At 57.4% G+C, this 22,376-nt stretch carries 15 protein-coding genes; 4 read left to right on the top strand and 11 right to left on the bottom strand.

The window, feature by feature from the left end; all coding sequences use genetic code 11:
* Window position 1 precedes the first annotated feature (1 nt).
* Window positions 2-1,885, top strand: coding sequence for a penicillin-binding protein 2 (gene mrdA / locus EOK75_RS07085; protein WP_276612489.1), 1,884 nt, complete (start codon window positions 2-4; stop codon window positions 1,883-1,885).
* A 12-nt stretch (window positions 1,886-1,897) separates the two neighbouring features.
* On the opposite strand, the gene EOK75_RS07080 is transcribed toward mrdA, so the two are convergent.
* From EOK75_RS07080 to EOK75_RS07050, 7 genes are all read right to left on the bottom strand, one after another.
* On the bottom strand, window positions 1,898-2,095 hold the full coding sequence (locus tag EOK75_RS07080; RefSeq protein ID WP_137193201.1) for a heavy-metal-associated domain-containing protein: 198 nt from the start codon (window positions 2,093-2,095) through the stop codon (window positions 1,898-1,900).
* 513 nt (window positions 2,096-2,608) lie between these two features.
* Window positions 2,609-3,696, bottom strand: a protein-coding gene (locus EOK75_RS07075) for an IS3 family transposase (protein WP_137193200.1) whose coding sequence is annotated in 2 segments (ribosomal slippage) — window positions 2,609-3,435 and window positions 3,435-3,696 — 1,089 coding nt in all. Because the reading frame shifts where the segments join, the coding sequence is not laid out codon by codon here.
* A 34-nt stretch (window positions 3,697-3,730) separates the two neighbouring features.
* Window positions 3,731-4,369 (bottom strand): ankyrin repeat domain-containing protein, encoded by a 639-nt coding sequence (locus EOK75_RS07070; RefSeq protein ID WP_137193199.1) that lies wholly within the window; start codon window positions 4,367-4,369, stop codon window positions 3,731-3,733.
* A 55-nt stretch (window positions 4,370-4,424) separates the two neighbouring features.
* A complete protein-coding gene (locus tag EOK75_RS07065; protein WP_137193198.1) occupies window positions 4,425-4,907 on the bottom strand; it encodes a GlcG/HbpS family heme-binding protein in 483 nt (160 codons plus the stop codon).
* Window positions 4,908-4,998: 91 nt separating this feature from the next.
* On the bottom strand, window positions 4,999-5,607 hold the full coding sequence (locus EOK75_RS07060) for a response regulator transcription factor (RefSeq protein WP_137193197.1): 609 nt from the start codon (window positions 5,605-5,607) through the stop codon (window positions 4,999-5,001).
* Window positions 5,604-7,121: a sensor histidine kinase gene (locus EOK75_RS07055; RefSeq protein ID WP_137193196.1), complete on the bottom strand. Its 1,518-nt coding sequence runs from the start codon at window positions 7,119-7,121 to the stop codon at window positions 5,604-5,606. Before EOK75_RS07055 ends, EOK75_RS07060 begins: the two co-directional genes overlap by 4 nt.
* Before the next feature lie 282 nt (window positions 7,122-7,403).
* Window positions 7,404-7,946, bottom strand: a complete 543-nt coding sequence (locus tag EOK75_RS07050; protein ID WP_137193195.1) for a hypothetical protein — start codon at window positions 7,944-7,946, stop codon at window positions 7,404-7,406.
* A 124-nt stretch (window positions 7,947-8,070) separates the two neighbouring features.
* On the opposite strand from EOK75_RS07050, the gene EOK75_RS07045 reads away from it, so the two are divergent.
* The 3 genes from EOK75_RS07045 (at window position 8,071) to EOK75_RS07035 (ending at window position 9,285) form a co-directional block, all read left to right on the top strand.
* Window positions 8,071-8,298, top strand: a complete 228-nt coding sequence (locus EOK75_RS07045) for a hypothetical protein (protein ID WP_137193194.1) — start codon at window positions 8,071-8,073, stop codon at window positions 8,296-8,298.
* 88 nt (window positions 8,299-8,386) lie between these two features.
* Window positions 8,387-8,599 carry a hypothetical protein gene (locus EOK75_RS07040; protein WP_137193193.1) on the top strand — a complete coding sequence of 71 codons (213 nt, stop codon included), beginning with the start codon at window positions 8,387-8,389 and terminating at the stop codon, window positions 8,597-8,599.
* Window positions 8,600-8,757: 158 nt separating this feature from the next.
* Window positions 8,758-9,285 (top strand): DUF3489 domain-containing protein, encoded by a 528-nt coding sequence (locus tag EOK75_RS07035; protein WP_137193192.1) that lies wholly within the window; start codon window positions 8,758-8,760, stop codon window positions 9,283-9,285.
* Between the two features lie 430 nt (window positions 9,286-9,715).
* Here EOK75_RS07035 and drmB read toward each other — a convergent pair whose 3' ends face one another.
* Genes drmB through drmD form a run of 4 tightly spaced genes read right to left on the bottom strand, consistent with a single transcriptional unit; the run spans window position 9,716 to window position 22,262 of the window.
* Window positions 9,716-11,563, bottom strand: coding sequence for a DUF1998 domain-containing protein (drmB, locus tag EOK75_RS07030; RefSeq protein ID WP_137193191.1), 1,848 nt, complete (start codon window positions 11,561-11,563; stop codon window positions 9,716-9,718).
* A 9-nt stretch (window positions 11,564-11,572) separates the two neighbouring features.
* The gene (gene drmA / locus EOK75_RS07025; protein WP_137193190.1) at window positions 11,573-15,022 is read right to left on the bottom strand and encodes a DISARM system helicase DrmA; all 3,450 of its coding nucleotides are present in this window, start codon (window positions 15,020-15,022) and stop codon (window positions 11,573-11,575) included.
* Window positions 15,019-19,059 carry an Eco57I restriction-modification methylase domain-containing protein gene (locus tag EOK75_RS07020; RefSeq protein WP_137193189.1) on the bottom strand — a complete coding sequence of 1,347 codons (4,041 nt, stop codon included), beginning with the start codon at window positions 19,057-19,059 and terminating at the stop codon, window positions 15,019-15,021. Before EOK75_RS07020 ends, drmA begins: the two co-directional genes overlap by 4 nt.
* Entirely contained in the window at window positions 19,059-22,262 is a 3,204-nt protein-coding gene (drmD, locus tag EOK75_RS07015) for a DISARM system SNF2-like helicase DrmD (RefSeq protein WP_205965441.1), read from the bottom strand. Before drmD ends, EOK75_RS07020 begins: the two co-directional genes overlap by 1 nt.
* Window positions 22,263-22,376 lie beyond the last annotated feature (114 nt).

Raw genomic sequence — 22,376 nt, 5'->3', positions numbered from 1 at the left:
TGTGATGGGCGGCGCGCAGATCGCGATTATTGGCGTTTTAGGCTTGCGGATGCGCCAGCTGCAAATCCGCGATGCCAAGCAGTATCGCATGCTTGCCGAAGATAACCGGATCAATCTTCAATTGATTGCTCCTGCACGCGGGCGCATCCTGGATCGCTTTGGCGATGTACTTGCCGATAATAGACCTACCTACCAAGTGACAATTGTGCGGGAGCAGGCGGGTGACCTAGCCTCGACGCTCCGCCAATTGCAGTTGGTCTTGCCTATTACTGATGATGATATTGCTGAAATCATGAAAAGTAGTGAAAAGACCAGCGCCTTTGTGCCATTGTCTGTTGCTGAAGACATTACATGGGAAGACTTAGCGCGGGTTGCTGTGAACGCGCCTGCGCTTCCGGGCGTCAACCTTGAAACGGTACTGCAACGCACTTATCCATTTGGCTCCGATTTTGCACATACGATCGGCTATGTCGGGCGTGTCAGTTCAGGTGATTTGGAGGCGGTTGAAACCACAGATCCGCTGCTATCGTTGCCGGGGTTCAAGATTGGCAAAACCAGCATCGAAAAGACGTTCGAGAAAGAGCTGCGTGGCGCGCAAGGCACTTTGGCAGTTGAGGTCAATGCCACCGGCCGCGTTATGCGCGACCTTAAACAAACGGCTTCAATCTCTGGCGAAGACCTGCATCTAACGCTCGACCATCATCTGCAAAACTTCACATTTGCGCGACTGGGGGATCAGAGCGCCGCTGCAGTTGTTATGGATGTTCGCAATGGCGACATTTTGGCGTCGGCTTCAGCACCATCCTTTGATCCGAACCTATTCGTAAACGGGATATCATCCCGTGATTACGGTTTGCTGCGCGACTCTGAATATCGCCCATTCGCGGACAAAACGGTGCAAGGGGCCTATCCTCCTGGATCGACCGTCAAAATGTCGCTCGCTCTTGCCGCGCTTGAAGCAGAAGTGGTGAAGGAACAGGATACCGTCGCTTGCCCCGGCTTCGTTGAAATTGCGGGGCGCAGGTTTCACTGTTGGAAAAGAGGAGGCCACGGTCGCGTGAACCTGCAAGCCGCGTTGCGCGAATCCTGTGATGTGTTTTTTTATGAAATGGCACAGCGTGTTGGTATTGAGGGCCTAAACGCGATGAATACGCGGTTAGGCCTTGGTCAGAAGCCCGACTTGCCGTTCTCGGGGATGTCAGCTGGTGTAAATCCGTCCCGCCTATGGAAGCAAGAAAAACAGGGAAGCGATTGGTTGATCGGTGATACAATCAATGCCTCAATCGGACAGGGCTTTGTCCTAGCGACACCAATGCAGCTTGCGGTTATGACGGCAAGGATCGCCTCGGGACGAGCTGTGATGCCGCGCATTGTAAAGCCAATGATCGGATCGGTTGATCCCGACATGGAACCATTGGGTCTTCGGTCATCTTCGTTGGCCTTGGTCCATCGGGGGATGTTTGATGTCGTCAATTCTGGTCGTGGAACGGCCAAGGCCTCTCGGATCGTTGCAGAAGGACAACCCATGGCGGGCAAGACAGGATCGAGTCAAGTCTTCAGCATCACAGCTGAAGAACGCGCAGCTGGCGTCAGAAGCCAAGCCGATCTGCCTTGGAAACGTCGTGATCACGCACTTTTCACAGCTTTCGCCCCGTTTGACAAACCCGAAATCGCAGTGTCGGTCCTTGTTGAGCATGGCGGCGGCGGCTCAACCGCGGCTGCCCCGATTGCCCGCGACCTAGTGCTGTTTTACCTGAACGGAGGTTTGCCAACTCCCGAGGCCTACCCCGCCGATCAGCGCGGGCGCATCAGCACTGATTTGCAACGGTTGAGCAGCCTGATCCTGCCCCCCGATACAGTAAACGGAGGGCATCAGAGGGGGTGAACAGCGCACGTCTTAGGCCGCCGTTGCTTCATAGCCAACCGTTTTGAGGGCCGCGCGCATCGCATCCGTGATGGCATCACTTTGGACGGCAACCGTGCGGGCGACCATGTCGAAATCAAGTACCGCCGTGGGATCGACCGACTTGATCGCTTTTTCAACACTAGCTTTACAATGAGAACACGACATTTCTGGGATCGAAAGGGTGGTCATGTTTTTTTCTCCAATATGACCCTGCCAAGATCGAGCCTTCCCAAGGTGGAAGGTCAAGTGGAATATTTTCACGAGTTGAATCTGAACTTCTATTCGTGGGCCGCTTGATCTATCGGAAATACTTGGAAATGGGGCCTGCGCGGGCTGTGGTCGAAACAGCCGCCCTAGTCTGTCCGAAGCATGACCTTCGCCCTTTGCCTTGATCGCGAAGAATGGGCGCGCGCACCGTTTGAATTGGCAAGGAATACCTTCCGCTTGCTCGACCAAGCGGGCGTGGTGATGCCCGCTGATCTCATCGCAAACAGCACGGCCGCATGCGGTGGATGCAATTCGTCACGCCTTGTTCATCGGCTGCGTCGGAAGCGAAAATGCAGTCGCCCGAATTCCGTGCCACATACCCATTGGGTCACTCAAGGATGTGCACCATTTCTGTGTAGCCGCGCAATGTCGCATGCTGGAGAGGGCTGACCCCATGGCAATCTCCCCCTTTTTAACGGGGTGCATCCGTAGAATTCACGCAGCCATTCTCAGTTTCATGGCGGGTGTGATGCCGCCGATGCCCATGTTGGGGCGGTCGTTGTTGTAGGTCCATAGCCATTGCGTGGCTTGATCCTGAGCCTCCTCGATGCTTTCGATGATGTATTGGTCCAGCCATTCATGCCGAACCGTCCGGTTATAGCGCTCGACATAAGCGTTTTGCTGGGGCTGGCCGGGTTGGATGTGCTGGATCGTAACAGCATGTTTCTCAGCCCATTTTCTCAGCGTTTCGCTGATGTATTCAGGGCCGTTGTCGACCCTGATCGTGCCTGGCTTTCCCCGCCACTCGATGATCCTGTCGAGGCTTCGTGTCACCCGTTCGGCAGGCAACGAGAAATCGACCTCGATGCCTAAGCCCTCGCGGTTGAAGTCATCAAGGACATTCAGCAGGCGGAACGCACGGCCATCGCCGAGGCGGTCAGCCATGAAGTCCATAGACCAGGTCACATTCGGCGCGTCTGGCACAGCCAAAACGTCGGGCTTCTCCCGTTTCAGCCGCTTACGAGGCTTGATCCGCAGGTTCAGTTCTAGCTCGCAGTAGATCCGGTAGACGCGTTTATGGTTCCACGGATGCCCCTTCACGTTGCGCAGATGCAGAAAACACAGGCCAAACCCCCAGGTCTTCCGGGCATCCGTCAGCCCTGTCAGCAGATCGGCGATCACCTCGTTCTCGTCCTTCAGCTTCGGGCTGTAACGATAGCAGGTCTCACTGACACCAAAGGCCCGGCATGCCAGCGCAATGCTGACACCCCGTCGTTCCACCGCCGTTTCGGCCATCTCGCGGCGCTGAGATGGCCGCGTTACTTTTTTCCAAGGGCTTCCTTCAGCAAATCAGCCTGCATGCTCAGGTCCGCATACATCCGCTTCAGCCGACGGTTCTCTTCCTCCATGACCTTCATCTGGCTGACCATGGACGCGTCCATGCCGCCATACTTCGCACGCCATTTGTAAAAAGACGCATTGCTCATGCCATGTTCACGGCAAAGCTCAGCCACCGGCACACCGCCTTCGGCCTGACGCAGGATCGCAAGGATCTGGGGTTCGCTATATCTGGTCATCTTCATTCAAAATCTCCTCGTTCATCTTGCCGAGAAAATTCTACTTCCGCAGCCCCTTACTTTCGGGGGGGATTACCCCATCGCGATCCGGGATGGATTTATCTGCACCTGCATCGACCAGGATTTGAAGCGTTCTAATGTGGTCGTTGCCGCCGTCACCCAGCACCACCGCCTCCATCAACGCGGTCCATCCGAGGTTGTTGACATGGTCAAGCGGTGCGCCGCCTGCAACAAGCAGTGCCACGACCTCATGATGTCCAAGATGGGCGGCCGCAATAAGGGCGGTGCCATCATAGACGCTGGTGATCAGGTCGGCGCCATTGCCAAGTTCCATCGCCAGAGACACCAATACAGGATTGTTCGCGACAGCCGCGATTGTCAGCACATCATAGACGCGGTTTTCCAAGCCATTCATATCTGCGCCGCCTTTGGCAGGCGCGCTTACGGCGTCATCGTTTGAGGCGAAAGCCGCAATATGCGCCGGGGTCCGGCCAACGCGGTCCCGCGCGTTCAAATCCGCACCCGAGGCGATCAGGCGCTTGATCTCGTCCACATGGCCTTCGTGGGCCGCAAGATGCATGCCAGTATAGCTTGCGATTTCTGCGGCTGACGGTGCGGTTTGTGCTTGGGATGCACCCGAAAATGCCAAGCTGGCGACAAGACATAGAAAGCGAAGCATGGGATCACCTTTCAAAAGCGGTACCCGCCCCAATCCGGGGCGGGCCAAGTCTGGATTATTCTGCGCCGATGGCGTCAAGGCCAGCGCGGGCGCAGGTCTCGTCAATTGCGCCCGAAGGCGCGCCACCGACACCGATGCCACCGACCAACGCGCCACCGATCTTGATCGGCATACCGCCGGCCTGGATCACCAGACGGCTGTCCATATCGCGCAGGCCGTCATTTTCAGGCGCGGAGCCGATAAAGCCCGCCAGGCCGGCGGTGTCGCGCCCAAGGCTTGCCGATGTAAAGGCCTTGCCGATGCCGGATCCAACTGTGTGCGGTCCTGCGTTGTCAGCAACAAGCACTGCTTTGGTCACGCCGCTGCGCGCCACAATTGCGACACTCACGTTATGACCTTCGGCGGAACAGGCGGCAACAGCGGCTTGTGCGGCTTTCGTGGCCAGATCAAGCGGAAGATAGGGAGCGGTAGGCAGGTCTTGCGCAAAAGTGGCAACGGGGAATGCGAGGGCGGCAATAAGTGTAACGGTGCGGATCATCAAAGAATTCCTTTTGTTTGACGGATGCACCATTTCTACAGCAAGCCGACTTGCCCCGATATTCGTAGGGTCCGCAGGCCGGTCCGTAGTTCTACGGATCCGCCTGCGCCTCCAACCAATAGCGGGTCAGTTCCGCCGCGGATGATGTCCCCGCTTTGGCAGCAATGGCCGCGCGGTGGCTTTCAACCGTGCGGGGCGACAGGTGCAACGCATCGGCGATTTGCTTTGTGGTCAGGCCCTTTGCGATCATCCCCAGCACTTCACGCTCACGGGCGGACAGGTGGTTGAGCAAAGTCGTCGCTTCGGCCCGCTCTGCCGATATTTGACGATCGGCTTCCAGCATCGCATGGCCTTTCTGGATCGCATCGATCAGGTCTTGCTCATCCACGGGTTTACTCAGGAAATCTATCGCGCCGTTGCGAAACGCCCGCCGACAGGCCTCGATATCGCCATGGCCGCTGATAATGACGGTGGGCCATGATATGCTTTGCTCCGCCAGTTTCTCTTGCAGTTTCAGGCCAGAGATCGCGGGCATTCTGATATCAAGGATAAGGCAGCCCGGCAGCAGCGTACCGGCCTGGTGCAGGAAGGTTTCGGGGGAGGCATAGCTGCGCACCGCCAACCCGACAGTCTCCAGCAATAAGGACAGCGCATTGCGGACGGCCTCGTCGTCGTCAACGAGATAGACAAGGTTGGTCATGGTGCATCCTGAGGGATAGAGAGGGGTAAAGACAGTCGAAACGTCGTTTCAGCTGCATCGGGCAGCAGTAAAATCTCACCGCCCATTTCCTCGATAAGGCGCTGACACAGCGCCAGTCCAAGCCCGGTCCCATCCGGCCTGCCGGTGACAAAGGGCGCAAATATCCGCGCCTTGATATCGTCTGGCACGCCCGGCCCAGTGTCGCTCACCTCCAATATCGCCACCGCGCCATTGGTCTTGGTCCGGATCGTGATGCGCGCACCGTCCGAGGCATCAAGCGCGTTTCGCACCAGATTGAAGACAACCTGCTCCAGCTCTACAGGGTCGGCATTCACCAAGATGGGTGCAGTCGACAGCGCCAAAGTGACCGAGGCCCTTGCGGTTGTTGCCGCCCGTGCCAGAAGCCGCTCAACACTGCGGGCCGCTTCATTCAGAGGGCAGGCAGTGGCGGGCGAGCGGTTCGGTTTGCTCCACCGCCGCAGCCGGTCCAGAATATCAGCCGCGCGTTGGGCCTGTGAAACGGTATCGTCCAGAACGCTGCCCAACCGCGCGACCTCACCCCGCCGCGCCAAATGACGCCCGGCCTGCGCCAGACTGAGGATAGCGGTCAAAGGCTGTGCCAACTCATGCGCCATGCCGCTGGCCATTTCTCCCAATGCATTGACGCGCGACGCATGGGCGAGCCGGGTTTCCTGCGCGCTCAGGTCGGCGCGGAGTTCTGCCGCTTTCGCGCGGGTTCGTTGCCTCAGCGTGTGGAATGTCAGCAAGAACAGGGCCGTCGCCAATAACGCTGTGATTAGGGCCATTCTTGGCGGCAAAATATCGGCCATGCCGATTGCCATGGAGGCTTCCAAGATCAATGGCTGGGACGCACTGCCCAGAGGTTTGGCAAAGCCCGGTTCAGCTGTCTCAGGGGTGCCGATCAATTGGCGCCCCTTCGGGGTCAGCAGCCGAAGGGATACGGAGGGGCGCGTCCAAAACGGGTCGTCGGTCTGGATGAGCGCGGCCGCGTCAATGACAAGCGCCAATCCATGTTGCGCCGCATCCGTGTTGGGGCTGCGCTTCACCAACAAATAGTGGTCAGGCATTGTCGGCATTTGCTCGATTTGCAACCCGCCTGTGGAACGGCGTGCCATCTGGCGGATAAGGGCCTCATCCTCGGCGGCAAGTCCGGGTGACGCTTGGATCGTTGGCTCTGCAGGGTCAAGCGCGGTCACCGTCACTGAGGCAATGCGTGGATAGAAACGCATGATCGTTGCCCCGACATCCAGCAGCAAATCCTGCCGTGCGGTGCCACCCGCGACGAAAATGGCCGAGAGAGAGGTCAGATGCGCGTCATGCTGATCCGCCCGCTGCGATGCCAAACGGTGCAAGATACCGCTTTTGACGGTGAGTTCGCGCACCAGGCTTTGCCGCTCAAACAGCGCCAATGCCCCAAGCGCCAATGCGACCATGAGAGCCCATAGCAGGACGTATCGCCAGATATGAAGATTGGTCACTTTTGAAGGTTTCATCCGCCTTCATCGCAGGCGGCACGTGAAACGCCAATCCGTATTTCTACGGTCACATTGAAATGACCCTACGACGCGGATCCCAAATTCGTCTGCCTGAATAGCCCCTACGGCAGCGATCCGAGGTTGTAAGTCGAATAACAGTTGGGAGATATGCAGCGCCGAAATAGGCGGATAGCGCGCCACAGAGGCGCGCATCCATCGACTCCGTCACCTTCCCGCTCACTATTCTCTTCTTCGGTACATTTAAAGCTGGGATCGAAATTCTCCGTCTGACCGCCATTGTCACCCAAGCGAAACTCTGAGATCGGCAAGCGCCTCAAGTTGCGCTCTGACATGGGTTTCCAGCGCCCTTTGCATGATCGTGGCATCGATCATCACCGGTTGGCCCGATTGCTTTTCCACCTCTGCAGCCACTTCGGCGGCCATTAACGCCGCCATTCTGCTGGGCCAAGTCACCCAAGTGTCGCGCTCTTGCCGGGCCAAGCGGAATACCAGCGCTTCAGCCCGTGCGCGATCGACCAGCGCACCCTTCTTCTTCTGAATTGCCAGTTGACGTTCCTGCGCCTGGTAAACAGTCAACGCCGTCCGGGCTTTGAGATAGCTGTCAGTTCCGCCACTGCCACTAGTCGGCATGCCAGCATCGCCGCCAAATGAGCGTCGCTGCTGATCGGGGTCCGTCATTTCCATCCGGCGCGCATCGGATGCGACAGCGTTGATCGACCCGTCGGCATAAAACACTAGCCTGCCGCTGCGTTTGGCATTCTGAACCGCCCCTCGCGACATACCAGAATGATTGGAATAGTCCCGCTCGCTCATGCCGTTCATTGCCATCTCCTATGCAATCAAAGCAATGATATCGCTTGTTATTTTGTTGATCAAGGGCTGCTTTTGAGCGACGCTGGCTTAAAGCGCGATTCAGTCTACGACGCGAAACAGCAAGGAAACAGCCATGGCCAACCGCATCGCCACTGACAACGCCAAGGCCATTGACGCATTCGTTGCCGCTAAGCGCGAAATCGACGTCATGCTTGATCGGCTCACCACCCTTAGCGGCAATCATTTCGACATACACCCGGACGAGATAAGCTGGGGTCATGTCGGCACCCTGACCCATTACGCCAGCCAACTGCGCCAGATCACTGACAGCGCGTTCAAGGAAGGCGAACACGCGGAATAAGGTCGGTCTATTTCCCCCAAGCCCCCAGCCGGGGGCTTGACTGGGTAGCAGGCAACGCATCCCGCGCGGCCCACGTGCGGAGCCAGAGATGCCGAAGTTCACCGTGACATTGATCGAAACTCTCACCCACCGCGTGGTGGTTGAAGCGGCCACTGAATCTGCCGCCATGCGCGCTGCTGAAATCTTCCTGACCGAAACGGATCACAATGATGACCATCTCTTTGTGACCAGTGGTTATCACGCCATCAATACGGAAGCCGCTACTGTCGACGCCCAACCCGATGTGAAAGACGATGCCTGACATGCCGATTGACCGCGCCCAGCGCCGTCAGATCGAACAGTAATGCCATCACTGCCGCATGTGACGCCGTACGCTTCGGCTCTTGCGATGATGCCATCGCCCAGCAATTGCGCATCGCGGCATTCCTTGCCCAGAATGACATGTAAGGAGAACCAGTCATGACGAAACTGACCGAGACGCAAACCGTTATCCTGACCGCCGGTGCCCAGCGCCCCGGCAATATTGCCATGCCGTTGCCGAAGGGCCTGCATGGTGCTGCGGCGAAGATGGCCGTTACCAAGATGATCGAACGTGGTTTGATAGAAGAAGTCGACGCCGACATTCGCAAAGGCGATCCCCTCTGGCGTGAAACCGGTGATGGCAACGGCACAACGCTCAAAGTGACCAATGCGGGGCTAACCGCAATCGGGATCGTGCCGGAACCAATGCCTCCGGCAAATCATCTTCTGTCCAATGTTTCCAATCTCGCACGCCCCGTCTCACGCCCGGGCACCAAACAGGCAAAACTGATTGCCCTCCTGAAAGCGCCGGAAGGCGCAACCATGGAGGTCCTCATCGCCGCCACCGGATGGCAGGCTCACACTTTGCGCGGTGCCATATCGGGAGCGCTGGGCAAGAAACTCGGGCTGACCGTGACCTCCGCCAAGGAAGAGGGCAGGGCTCGGGTGTACCGGATCAGCCGGTGACGCCATGCTGTTTGATCACCCTTTCCAACGGATTGACCGAAGGCGCAACAGCCACCGAGGATGCGGGCAGTCGAACTTGACTATGTGGGCCGTGGCAGGTCACAGCGCTGTTTCTAAAGCCGTCGTAGTTCGTAAGTTTGGCAGGCTGGATTTGGTCAAGTGGATTTGACCAAGTGGATTTGCTGGATTCCACAAGAAATCCAGTGGTCCAAAATATAGAACGTTTAAGTTACTGATAATTATGTATTTATTACCACATCTTATCATCAGGTGGATTTGGGTGGATTCCCCCACGAAATCCACTTTCGCTAGCGAAATGCCGCGCTGCGCCCCCCCGCATACGTTCGGGGCCGGGGAGGAACCATGCCGTGGGGGGCTGAAGTGCAGGTGCCCGACATCGGGAGGAAGTGTGCTTGCTTTTTCAGCTTGCTCAAGCAAAAGCTGAATGCAGATCCAACAACATTAGACGGTCAAGCAGCATGTTGCGCATTTCGCAACTCGTCTCCGGGACTAGTAAGCACGCATTGCAGGCGGCACCATTCACCAACGACCCGTCAAAGTGTGCCTGAGGCGTGCTCTCGGAACAAATAGGATCGTTTGAGCAAACCTGCATCTTCTCAACGGCAGCGCCCATCAGGTTAACGATCTTGGGCGCCATTGCTACCAAACCTCCAAGAGACCCCTGTGCGCCAGATGCGGATGTGTAGAGCAAGATGCCAAGTCGGCCGATTGTACCCTGCGTGCCGTCAGTGGGCAGAGCGTACACCCTTTCCTTGATGGAGGTTGCTGGGTAACCGCATTGGAGGGCTATTTCTGACATCAGCGCATGTGAAAGCGAGTGCAGAAAAGTGTACGCACCGCCAGGAAAGCTCGGGGAGTTCTTGAATTTCCCAGTCCAATCATCATAGGCTAAACGAAGTTCATTGACACGGTCAATGTTGAACTTCGACTGCACGATTGCCGAGACAGCCGCCGGATCGAACTGTAAAAAAATGCCCTCGCCGTTTTGTTCGATTGCCGGAAGCCAGTCTGCTTCGCCCAGACTCGCTCCCTCGACGGCAAGTAGGACCTCTTCCAAACTGCCATCTGATGCAACAGGGGCAGGTTCGAGACGAGTAAATCCATACAAACAGGTCACTTCCGTCAGCCGCTTGACCGCTACCACGCGAGTAAGCAACTGCTCGAGGATATCGCCGGTTCTCCACTCATCATCTTTCAGTGTTTTTGCATGCAGCCGGGAGTCGATTGAATTGATACCTATCAGATCTTTTCCAGAGGCCAAAATGTCGAACTCAGCAACTTTCGGAGATCCTGCGACAGGGGTGGCGGGATTGGCCGCCCCTTTGAGCTCTTGAATTCTTGAAAAAATCTGAACCGGATCGACCGCACCAAACATGCTGGATAGCGCTTGGTTGAAGCTCAGTACCCCGATCAGCTGATCTACACTTGTTAGCTTTGCAAGGCTTGCCAGATTTGCCTTGATAATATCCCCGATATGGTCGGCATCGATGGGCAGCGCTATGACGTTTGCAACTTGCGGGAAATAGGCATTTGTTGCACCGCGAACCAGGAGCTTTAAGTTTTCGTTGCAGCCCTTTGGGTCCACCGACTGGTCGCCAAGCCAAGGCTGATGGCCGTTGCATCCGCCAAGAATTCCTTCAGCAAAAAGATACTCGAACTCAACGCGCGCGCCACAGTCACATTCGATGGACAGGTCCTTCGGATCCGCACTGGTTCCTCGATCCAAAAACCACATTGCAGATCTGCAGCCAGTCTGCCCCTGTCCACGATGAACAAGGCCCCGCCAGTTGATATCTTGCATGTGTCCCTTTTTGCATGCAGCGACAAATCGCATCGGCGTGACGCTTACGGTTTTGCTACCGTCTTTGAACCTCCCCGATGACCACTCCATTTCTTTCCATTGAACCATGCGACGTCTCGATCCGCCCGCCGACGGCGTTGTGCCAGAGTCAGGGTCGCAGACAAACCATAGAGGGAACACTAGGGCAGGCACATCGCGCTTCATACGATCGCCATCGTTCGTCGCATACGGTGGCTGACGAAGCGTAAGCCGAACTCCAGCGGGTAGCCGACCACTCTCGGTCAGACTGCGCTCAAGCATTTCTTGCAGTCGGGGTTCAATGATGATCCGAGGCTCGATCTGCTGCCGCCACAAGGGCAGTCCGCCGACAATGATTGACCGAGAAGGAAGGTCGATCATCGCACCTGGCCCGAACCCCATAATCATTTGGCTTAGGCGAATTTCGTTGTCGCTCATTGTCTATCCTCAGCTCTGAAGCGGGCGCGCGTTCGGGCCACAAATGTCTAGCCTGACAACGGGTTCAACATCCCGCATGGATCGCCCTGCCGTGAAAAGCTGCCGCTCTTGATCAAGTGTCTTAGTTTGGGGATCCAGAACGTCTTGAAGCAAACTGTTCTGTCCACGCCGATTGTAGCTCAACCTACCCCCGTTTCCGGTTTGCGACGCGGCGGTCTTGGCCCAGATATCCGCAAGTGACGTGATCTGTGTTTCGAGGTCACTGGACACTTCGGTGAAGGGGGCTGCGCGCTCGACTATGTATGCGAGTGCGCGATCAAAGACAGGTTGAGGCAGTGAAAATACGCCTGCCGCTTCATCACCGCCGTATTGGCGGTCAGCGTGCCGAATGATTGCGACAAGAACAGCAGCAAGAGCCCGATCCAAGGCCCTGTCAGCCCATGGGGTGACGCTAGTGGCTTCTACGCCGCGATAAAAGCTTTCATGGAAATACCCGAAGCGCTCATAGTGCGCGCGGTCACGAGGCTTATGTACGTTTAGGAGAGAAAGAACCAGTCCGGGTCGCTGATGGTCGCGGCCAACGCGACTGGTTGCCTGGATATATTCTGCCGTTGCTTTAGGTTGGCCCATCACCACCATTAAACCCAGGCGTGTGATGTCTAAGCCGACCGAAATCATGTTGGTTGCCAGGGCAACATCAACGGCGTCTTTTGATCCAGCCTTGGAATCCAGACGTCGTTTCGACTGCGCCACCTGGTCAGTGCTTTCGCGGGATGTCAGCTCCACCGGTGCAGCGATCTTGCGATTTGCGAATGGAATGTCGGTAGGACTTATTCTTCGCCGTTCGGCGCCATAGCGTTGAGCGCGGTCGCGCACTTCGTCTTCAACGATCCGTCGAGCGCCACCCAGTTCTCGTAACGCGTTGAAATAGCACATTGCAGTCATGTAGGGGTCCGCAGCATTACCGGTTGCAGCGCCTTGCGCGTCGAACTCAGACTGCGCTGCAGCCTCAAGTGAGACGAGGGCGCGCAAGAAAACGAGCTTCGGCCCGCGCCCAAGGGCGGCTAAGCCGATGTACTTTCTTGCTGGGTTTGCCTCGCTTGCTTGCAGTGTTTCGGCGAAGAAGCTGTTGCGGCGGCTGATACCAGGGGGAGGGAAGATCGCTGTTTCGTTTCTGTCAAACAGAGCTCGGATCTGGGTTTGGGCCCGTCGGACCGTAGCGGTTGACGCGACGATCTTTGGCCTGATCCGATCGTCGCCTTTATGTCTTGTCGCCAGATAGTCAATTGCGGTCTCATACAGCCCCGCGACGGTGCCAAGCGGGCCGGAAATCAGGTGAAGTTCGTCCTGCACGATCAGATCTGGTGGATCCAGCTGCCAGCCGTTGTTCAACCGCGCCCCACTACGAGGTTCGGATGCCCCGTAAAACCCTTGGTTATCGGCTCTGTCGACGTGACCGAAAAACGCACCAGTCTGACCGACCCAAGGCAAAGCCGCGAACTTGTCGATGGTCGCCACGATGAACGCGGGCAAACGCCGGTAAATTTCATCGTCGGTTGCCAAGATGGGCAGAGCACGATCACCGGTGAAGTCGCAGTCAACATTCGGGCAAATGATCAGCATGCGCGTCGGCACCTGTTCGTTCGGCCAGCATTTAAAGCTGTTATGCCCAAGGTTGGAGCCGCACCACGGACAGTTCCTGATCGGCGCTGGCGCGGGTCCACTGCGCTTGCGGTACGCCCGCACCCGCGTGACAGCCCGGTCATCACCGGTATCGCCTTTGCCGCCCAGCCTGTTCGGGGATGCCGCCGATCCGATCCAGAGACCGATCTCGATGTCCCAATCGCCAAGCATGCGTTTGCCCTGCGTGTCCTTCCAAGCGTCTGAACAGCGCATCAATTCCAAGGCGCAAATCACGCCAGCGGCCCGGCCCAATTGGTCCAGTGTCAGCAGGCGCAGTGTATAGCGCATGATCACCGTCACTCCCGCACCCAAAACGCCCGATGCACCAAGGCGCCGAAGCGCGATGGTATACGCAGCTAGGCCGAGGTAGGCTTCAGTCTTGCCACCACCTGTGGGGAAGAACAGCAGGTCGACGATTTCGCGGTCGGGGTGGGTCTTGTCAGTCAGGCCCGAGAGGTTCACCAAGATGAAGGCCAACTGGAAGGGCCGCCACTTTAGTGGACCTATCTGGTCCAACGGCACGCCGCGCTCAGACGCGAAACGGCGGCGGCCTGCGGTTTCCACCGCCTCGTTCATCGCCACAAAGGCTGTCCGGGCCATGTCGTTGGTCAGCAGCAGTTCGATCCCGGCTTCCATCCGTGCCTTGGTTTCAGATTGGGCTTTGATCAACTCTTGCGCCATGTCGCGACGAAGCGGCTCGCTTGCAAACTGATCCGCCAACGGTGACTGGGCTGTGATCCAGTCGCCGTAGTGACGTGGGAGATCGGCCAAGGCGGCGCGCAGCGGATCTGCCCCGGCGCGTGCGGCGTCGCGCAGGGCGATCATGTCGAAAGTGACGCCAGTGATGCTTTCGTTTGGGGCCACTCGTTCGACCTCGGCCACGGGCATCGGTTCTGTGCGTACTCGGCGAACCACGCCATCGGAATCTGTTTCATGCGCGCAAGCGGTGTTGCGGCCAGCGGCGTATTGCGGGACGTCGTGATAATGTAGGTCGTGCGTGCGCAGGTCGGCGTCGGTGGAACGATAGCCGGTCAGATCATAGCCCGCCACGATGCCTTGCGCACATTCCACTGTCATCCGCACTTGGAACGCATAGGACATTTCGGCAAAGCGGCGGTTGCGGACCACGGCACGGCGGTTCACGACGAATACCGAAAGCGACCAGATGTCCACATCCGGCCCCTCGGCCTGACGCATCTTGGTTTTGCGGCAAATCATCGACAGGACCAATGCACCGGGTCGATTGATCAGGGTTTTGCTGCCGGGCAGAACTTCGTCCCACTTGCCTTCCTTCAGTACCAGCTTGTGGGTCACGTGTCGCGGTTTGCGGCTCCAGCGGACGTCGGGCATTGCGGTGCGACCCTCGGCCTCCAGGATCGCTTCGGGTGGCATTGGTTCAGCGATGTAGTCGCCCCAGTCGAGTGTCACCGTCACCTCGGTCGCCGTGATCGGCAGGGCGGTGGACAGGCCGAGCGAGGTGGGCAGAAAGCGTTTGCGGGCGGTGTGGTCTTGGGCGGTGCCTTCGTCGTCGGGGGCGGTGCTTGGGGCTTCCAGCCCGGCGAGGGTTTCCTCGGCCGGGGCGTCAACGTCGTCTTCGTCCAGCGGCGATGTGCCGTCCTGCGTGGGGGCGATCCAGCCGGTCAGATACCATTTCGAAGGTTCCTCGGGCAGGATTTCAGTCGTCAGATCGGCATCTTCCGGGGTGGGATTGGGGCCGATCAGGTCACGGCGCAATTTGGTCAATATGGTTTCGCGGACTTCCAAACTCGTCGTCATTTAATCGTCCTGTCAAATAGGGGGCCGTCACCAATATCCAGTGTGCTCTGCTTGGGCCGTTTGCCGGATTGGGCGCCAGAGTGCGGCGCATCCGGTGCGGTTGCAACGGCGATGCCTTCATTCGCCTCTGCGGCAAAGCGTTCGCGGTTGAGGTCGAGCAGGCGCGCAAGCACCTCATCGCGAAAATCCGAAGGCCAAAACAGGCGGCCCTGATAGGTGAATTCCGTCTCGGTTTCCTCGTTCAGGAAGACTGGATTGGCAGCATCGGCCAGATCGTCCCAGCCATAGGCGCGCAGCACGGCGCGATCCATGTCGGCGTGGAGGTCACGCAGGCGCTGGATTTCGGAGTCGTCATCGTAGGAGTCGTGAAAGCGGTTGTAGGTGGGGGTCAGGCCCTTGTTGGTGGCGATCATCAGTTGCGCGCGGTGATCGTGGTAGGCTTGGCCAGCGGCTTCGAGGTCTGGATTGGTGTTGTAACCTTCGGGGAATGGGAAGGTGGCGAAGCAATCTGTCACTGTGTACGTTAAGCGGTCTTCTAGCGAAGACCCGAAGAATCGAGACCAAAGCTCGTGTGCGGCAGTCTGTAGAGATGCGAAAAGACCCCAAGAAAGTGGCGTCACGACATTGATTCGCTGTGAGAATATGTATTTGCTATCCGATTTCGCAAAAATCATGTGCTTGCTAACTTGGACATTAAGCAAGACATGATCTTGCGTAGAAATGGCTCGATATAGTTCACCCCGGCGGCGTTCATAGTGCCACCAATGGGCGGTTGAATGACTAGCTCGTTTTCCTTTTAGAAATCGCTCTACGATCCCCAATAGCTCGGGCCAATCTGCCGCGACCGAATCCGGATAATCTGCCGGGACAATTCCGGATTGGAGCAGTTCACGTTGCCGCTTGTCGGATGAACCGAACCAAGGCTTTAGATTAGGGTCCCGACGTAGCGGGAAGTCCTCGAAGTCAATCACGTACCGATGATGCAAGTGTCGGGGGTGATCGTTTACTTCTTCGCCACCCAGATATGGCTTTATCCTTTCAGTGTTTCGGTGATTTGAAGCAATCAAATCTTCCATGTCGGCTATCGAGTTTGCGGTGCCCTTTGCAGCAGCCGCATCATCAAATGTGAACCCCATTCCCAGTACGATGGAGCCCTGAAATGCCATATCCTCATTCACCGCCAGCGCGATCGGGCTATCGTCATTGTCACCGTTCACAAGGAAGGCCGAAATCCGCTCCACCGGGCGCCCGTCGATCCTTAAGGGCGGCACTTGCTGAGGTCGCTTCACGCCATGCACCACCGACACGACCACCGCCGCCTCGCCCGGCCATTTCAGCCGCCGCACCGCCCGATACAGTACCGTGCCATGGGCGATCATCTGCCGCAGCCCGCTTTCGCGGGTATCGCCCTGCGCGATGGTGTTCGACGCGATCAGGCCAAAGCCACCGCCTTTTCGCAACAACCGCTCGGCCCGGCGAAAGAAATGCGCCACCAGATCGGCATTGCCATGGGTCTTGTCATGCCGCCACTGCAACCACTGACCGTACCCGGCGCGATTGCCCTTGGCGATCGTGTTCTTGCCTGCAAAGGGCGGGTTGCCGACGATCAGGTCAAACCCTGGATTGTCGCGCCCGAACACCTCTGGGAATTCGATCTGCCAGTGGAAGGGGGCGATGGGATGGTCGCCGGTGCGAAGTTCGGCGGCCATGATTGCCGCCAATTCCCAAGCATCGGCGCGGCGTTCAGTAAAGGCGACCTGAAACGCCTCCAACTCCTTTCTGCGCACCGTGGCTTTTGCAGCGGCGAAGAAGGTCGACACCAGCGCATCTCCGACGTTGCGGATGGTAGAGAGCGAGCGTTCGGCGTCACGCAGCCGCACCTCTTGCAGAGCCAGCGCCACATCGTCGGGCGCAGAACGGATGGCCTGCCTTCCCTCGCGCCAGGTGTCGACGCGCTCCTTGATATGGCCGATCAGCAGGGGTTTGGAGATTTTGGCATCCCAGGTCAAAGTGCCAATCTCGGCCTCGGTCAGGCCGACAAGGCTGTCGCCAGACTTCAGGGCATGGTCGAGGAAGGTGAATTCATGATCGCGCGCCAAGGTGGCGAGCCACAACGACAGCCGTGCCAAGTCCACGGCCATCGGGTTGCGGTCAACGCCATACAGGCAGCGCTGGGCGACAAGGCGGCGGGCGTGCAGGTCCTCATCCTCATCCTGCGGCAGGGTGGGGCGCTGGGTGGGGTTACGCTCCCACGCGCGGGTCAGATGGGAGGCTAGGGCGCGGCAAGTTTCCACCAGGAAGGCTCCCGAACCCATGGCCGGATCGCAGACCTTGATATCAAGAATCTGATCGGGCGTCGGGGTATCGCCGAGGTGGAGGAGGACAGGCTCCAGCGCCTCGGCCACGATGGGCTGGGTCAGGCTGCGCGGGGTATAGTGCGAGCCGCTTTCACGGCGTTCATCGGTGGGCTGCAGGATTGGTGTGCCCGCAGGGGCGGCACGTTTATGTGGCGAGGCGCGTTCATCAACAATGCCATCAAGGGCGGCGGCCAAGGTTTCTACCGAGGTGGCGTCCTTTAGCGCGTCTTCCTGCCGCTTGGTCAGATTTGAGCGCTGGCATTCCTCTTTGAGGTATTTCTTGCGGTCAGCGGGCTTGCGGGCCAGTAAAGCGTCGAGGTCGACATAGACCGGTGTCTTGTTGTTCTTGCCTGCCTTGATGGCCAGCATAGGGCCGCTGGCCCGTTCAACGCGAAACCCCATGACGGTTTCATAGACTGAGCCGATCTGTTCGACATCGAGCGCCTTGTAAGACAGGCGTTCGCCTTTCAGGGACAGCAGGCCTTCGAGAACGTTTAGGATGCAGTTGTCCGAGATGCGTAAGACGCGGGCCTTGTCGTCCTTGGTCTTGCGGCCTTGCAGGAACAAGAACACGTCCGGGTCGAACAAGCGCCCACCGCGCGACCGGATGAAGCCACTGCGATGGCCGCTGTGGATCATTCCAAATAGAGCAAGCAACCGGCCCCAGCCACCAACCCGTTCATCCATCGTGTCAGGGTTCAAAGCGCGATCTTCCAGCAGGCGGTCATAGAGGCCACGGGCGGAATAGTTTTCGTCGTAGAGGATGCGAGCAGAGTCCTCGGTCATCGAAGGGAGAAGCTCGCGGTCCTCGGCAAACAGGACGAATACGAGCCGGAGTAGGACGGTCAGCAGGCCTTCATAGAGTTGTTCAGGGTCTTCATCCGCCAGGATTTCGACCAATTCACGGGCATCGTCGTCCGCGAGGAAACCGCGCAGAAGTTCGTGCAGGGCCCCAAGGACCTGTTCGGCAAGGGTGATCGAGACAATGGCCTGTGCATCACGCGATGCTTTCAGAACGGCGTTCAGCCGCATATTTTGAGGGGCAGTAAACAGGCGGTCTGTGCCCAGCGCCGACTTGAGGCCACCCAGCATGGAACGACCAGCGACTGAGGTCAGATCATGCAAAGGCCAGCCAATCCAGCCTGCTGTTTCTCCCCGTGGTGCATAGACAAGTCGAAGCTGCAGGTCGGAAAAGAGTATGCCGACCTCGACACCGCTCTCGCGCAGCAGGCGCTCAAATCGCTGCTGGGGGGATGCCTCCCATCCGTCAAGGGCACCGCGAGCATCCGGGTCAGTTTCCGCATCCTCGGTGCGCACAAGCAATAGGACGCGATCCTCCGCCCGGGTGTCTATCAGAGCCAAGTCAGCCGAAAGCACCGTGTCCAGTTCGGGAAGTGCCAGCGTCGCAAGGTCCGGCAGCGATGGGCCGCCAGAAGCGCCAGCAATACGGCTGATAGGCCAGCCAAGTACGGACTGTAGGAAACCCAATGGATCAGCAACCGCTGGCTCATCGCGGGTGGTGGCCAGATGGGCGGCCACATCTTGGCTGTCAAAGCGCGTCTGTTGAACGGGACTGATGCCAAGATCTTCAAGGATAGGCCTAGCGAAAACCAAGCCTTCGCGCTGGACGTGGTCAAGCCATTCAAATGGCGCGTATTTTAATGGCTCGGCAATGATCATCAAGTCGTCTCCGGCCACAAGTAAATCAATCCAACTGGTTCCAGACGGCACGCGACGACGTCAAAGCCTTTGCGGATTTTCGCCGGCTCCACATCGATTTCGGTCAATAAGCGGTCCAGCTTCTTCTGCCAGTGCCGACGGTCAGCATCTACCTGGCGTTGTTCTTCAAAGTTGAATTCACTCTGTTCCGGTTCGTGCGCTCGCTTCTGGAGGCGCGCGCGTTGGTCGATCAGCAGCCGACGCATGCTCGCTTCTTCCTTCTTGCCAAGCTCTTGAAGCTGTTCTGTTACAGCTTTGATAATAGGGGCAGAACGCAGTTCGAACTCAGATCGCAGGCTTGCAACATCGCCCCTTCTGCGGCTCAGGGCCTCGGTGGAAATAGCGTCACTCGCTGCTTTCCCGTCCCGGAGTGAATCATCTAGGCTTGCCAAAGTGAGTGCTTCAGCATCCAGTCCTGGGCGCAGCAGGCGCAATTGACCATCTGCACCAATGCGCGCCGTGATCGGGATGACTTCCTCGTGCAAACGCACCCCTTTGGGCCCGTAAAGCGACATGCGACCGAGTAAGACTACACGCCGCTGTGCGTTTGGAACCATTAGAACACAAGCGCGATTCAGGCGGGTACGAAAACCTTGCGACACAAACCGAGCTACAAGACGCCGAACCAGACGATGCTCCACATGCAGATGGCAAACCTCGGGTGCATCTCTCTGATCAGGCAAGATAACAGGATCAAAGGATAAGCGCTTTAGCGGTTGCGCTGCCCGCCACTCATTCAGCTTTTGGCCTTTGGCAGGTGGAGCAAGACGCAGATCATCCAAGATTGGAGCCCATCCTGCTCCAGAAAATACCGGATCGTTCTCGTGGATCGTGAAGACGGTGGCGCTGGGCACAGACGACACCGACGAATGCGTCAGATGCCCACCCGATTGCGAAAGCGCGATTCCGATGACCTGCTGAAGATCGCTGCCCAGGATGCCAACACGTCGACGTGAATCCTCAAGCGTCTTGCGCAGTTTGGCGTTTTCTTCGCCAACTGCCTTGCGACGTTTCTCCTCGGTGCCGTTCAATGCCCGAATCTCGGCGCGATAGGTCGCGGTTTCGTCGTCATTCTCTAGTTCAGCCGCCAGCGCCACGGCCCTGTCTCGTCTGATACCCTCGGATGTCAGCCGTTTCATCAAGCGATCTTCGATGACCCGACCAACGGCACCAAGTTCATTCCTGATTCTCTCTGTCTTGCGAACCAAGGCAGCCTGCACAATGTCCGTGGGACGCTGTGCGTACCTGAAGTAGCGGCAGAACACTGTAGGAGCTGGCTGCAACTTTCTGTCGATGCGGCCATTCCGTTGTTCTAGGCGTGATGGGTTCCACGGTAAGTCGAAATGGACCAAGTCATGACAGCCCTTTTGAAGGTTGATCCCTTCGCGCGCAGCGTCAGTACAAATCAGCAATCTCAAAGGGCTTTCGGAAGGGTTGCAGTTAAAGGCGAATTTGATGCGCTCCCGATCTTCCTGAGAAGTCATGCCAGTCAGACTTGCAAAGTGATTGTCGGGGTCGAGGTCGTCAAGAAGTTCAAGCAATCGGTTTTGCAGCCACAGCCGTGTATCCTGGTACTCTGTGAAAACTATCAGCCTTCGGTCGTTCCAATTTCCGTCAGATGTCATGTTCTGACGAATCCAAGATGCCATCCATCTGACACGAGCATCGGGTTTCAGGCTGGCCTTGCGTGCTTCCTCCAACATCAATTTGACGAATGATTTTTCGTCTTCGACTGCAGGCTCTGTAGCCCCCGCCAGACCTGCCATTGTTGCCGCTGTGACAAGGCTCGCATCATCGTCAACGTCATCGGTCATGGCAGTGGAATAATTGAGGTCATCTTCGTCAAGACCGTCAACTTCCTTCCCATCTGCAAAGGCCGTCGCCAACGAACTGAGCTTTGCATGCTCAGCCGTGGTTGGAGCTTTCATGGCTCGCAAGTGCACTTCAAGCGTCTTTCTGAATGCTTCCGGCGATGATAGCAGGCGCTGTTGTAACCCAGAAAACACCAGTTTTCCTTCTGCCCGCTCGCGGGCGGTCATCGCATGAAGCCGAGCGTCTCTCATTGCGCCATAGGATTCCAGCATTTCCGAGAGCCGCAAATCGGCATCATCAGTTGCCAGGCCATCAATTTTCACTTCTTCGACTATTCTCTCTGGAAAATGCTCGCCCAGTGCACGTAGGTCCGATTTCAACCGCCGCACCATTACCGGTTCTAAATCCGCCGTCTCGACGGGAACTCCACGTGTAAAACGGTGTGGATCGAGAATTTCTAGGAGCGCGGTAAAACTGTTTGAATGACCATTGTGCGGGGTCGCGCTGAGGAACAGACGATGTTCAAAACCCTGCGCAATATCGCGTATTGCCCGGGTGAATTGGCTGTCTACCGCATAACGACTTCCGCTGGCTGGGGCGGCATGATGCGCTTCATCAAGGATCAGCATCGAGTTTGAGCGCATAGGGCCGAGGATCTCTCGCAAGCCCGAAGCGTAGGTCTCGTCAGCAAGAAGCCGGTGAGAGACTAGAAAGCAAGATCCAGAAGCCCATGGATTGGTGCCAAAGCCACGCCTGCGACGAATCTGAGCCAAGTAATTTCTGTCCAGAATGGTGGCCGCTATCCCGAACTTCTGACCAAGTTCTTCATGCCATTGCATAATCATTGAAGGTGGGCATGCGATCACCACAAAGTTAACTCGGCCGCGAAGCAGCATTTCTCGCAGCACAAGCCCAGCTTCGATTGTTTTGCCTAAGCCAACGTCATCGGCAATCAGCATGTTGACCCTTGGAAGGTCTAATGCTTTTTGAAGCGGCGCGAGCTGGTACGGATCAAGTCGTATTCCCGCGCGAAATGGTGCCTGAAATAGACCTTTGTCCGCAACCGAAGTTGAATTCCAATCGACGGTCTTTAGCCACGCGGAAAACGTAGATGCGGTGTCGGTTCCCGTCGATCCTATTGCACCCCAAAGTGAATCGGTCGCAGAATGTGCAGCAATCTCGGCATCCCAGATTACCGTTGCCTCTTCTCCTTGCGCATCGTCTTCAATGCAGGAAAGCTGCAAGACGTTCAGATCTTTCGCAAGGAGATTGGCACCTTGAGACAGCCATTTTCGCCCCCTGAGTTCGACAAACTCACCAAACTCAATGTGGTCGAGGGTTTCTTCGCTCAAATTTCAACTCCAAAGCATTAGGCTTTTGTTTGCGGCCTACGGCCTCTAATCGCTGAGGCCACTGTTTAAAAACAAAATTGCAGTATGCTGAGCCAGATGCAATGGGAACGTTCG

Origin of the sequence: Pseudorhodobacter turbinis, from assembly GCF_005234135.1 — a bacterium.
Lineage (GTDB): Bacteria > Pseudomonadota > Alphaproteobacteria > Rhodobacterales > Rhodobacteraceae > Pseudorhodobacter > Pseudorhodobacter turbinis.
The sequence above is the reverse complement of the archived record's forward strand: the minus strand, read 5'-3'. Positions and strand labels throughout refer to the sequence as shown.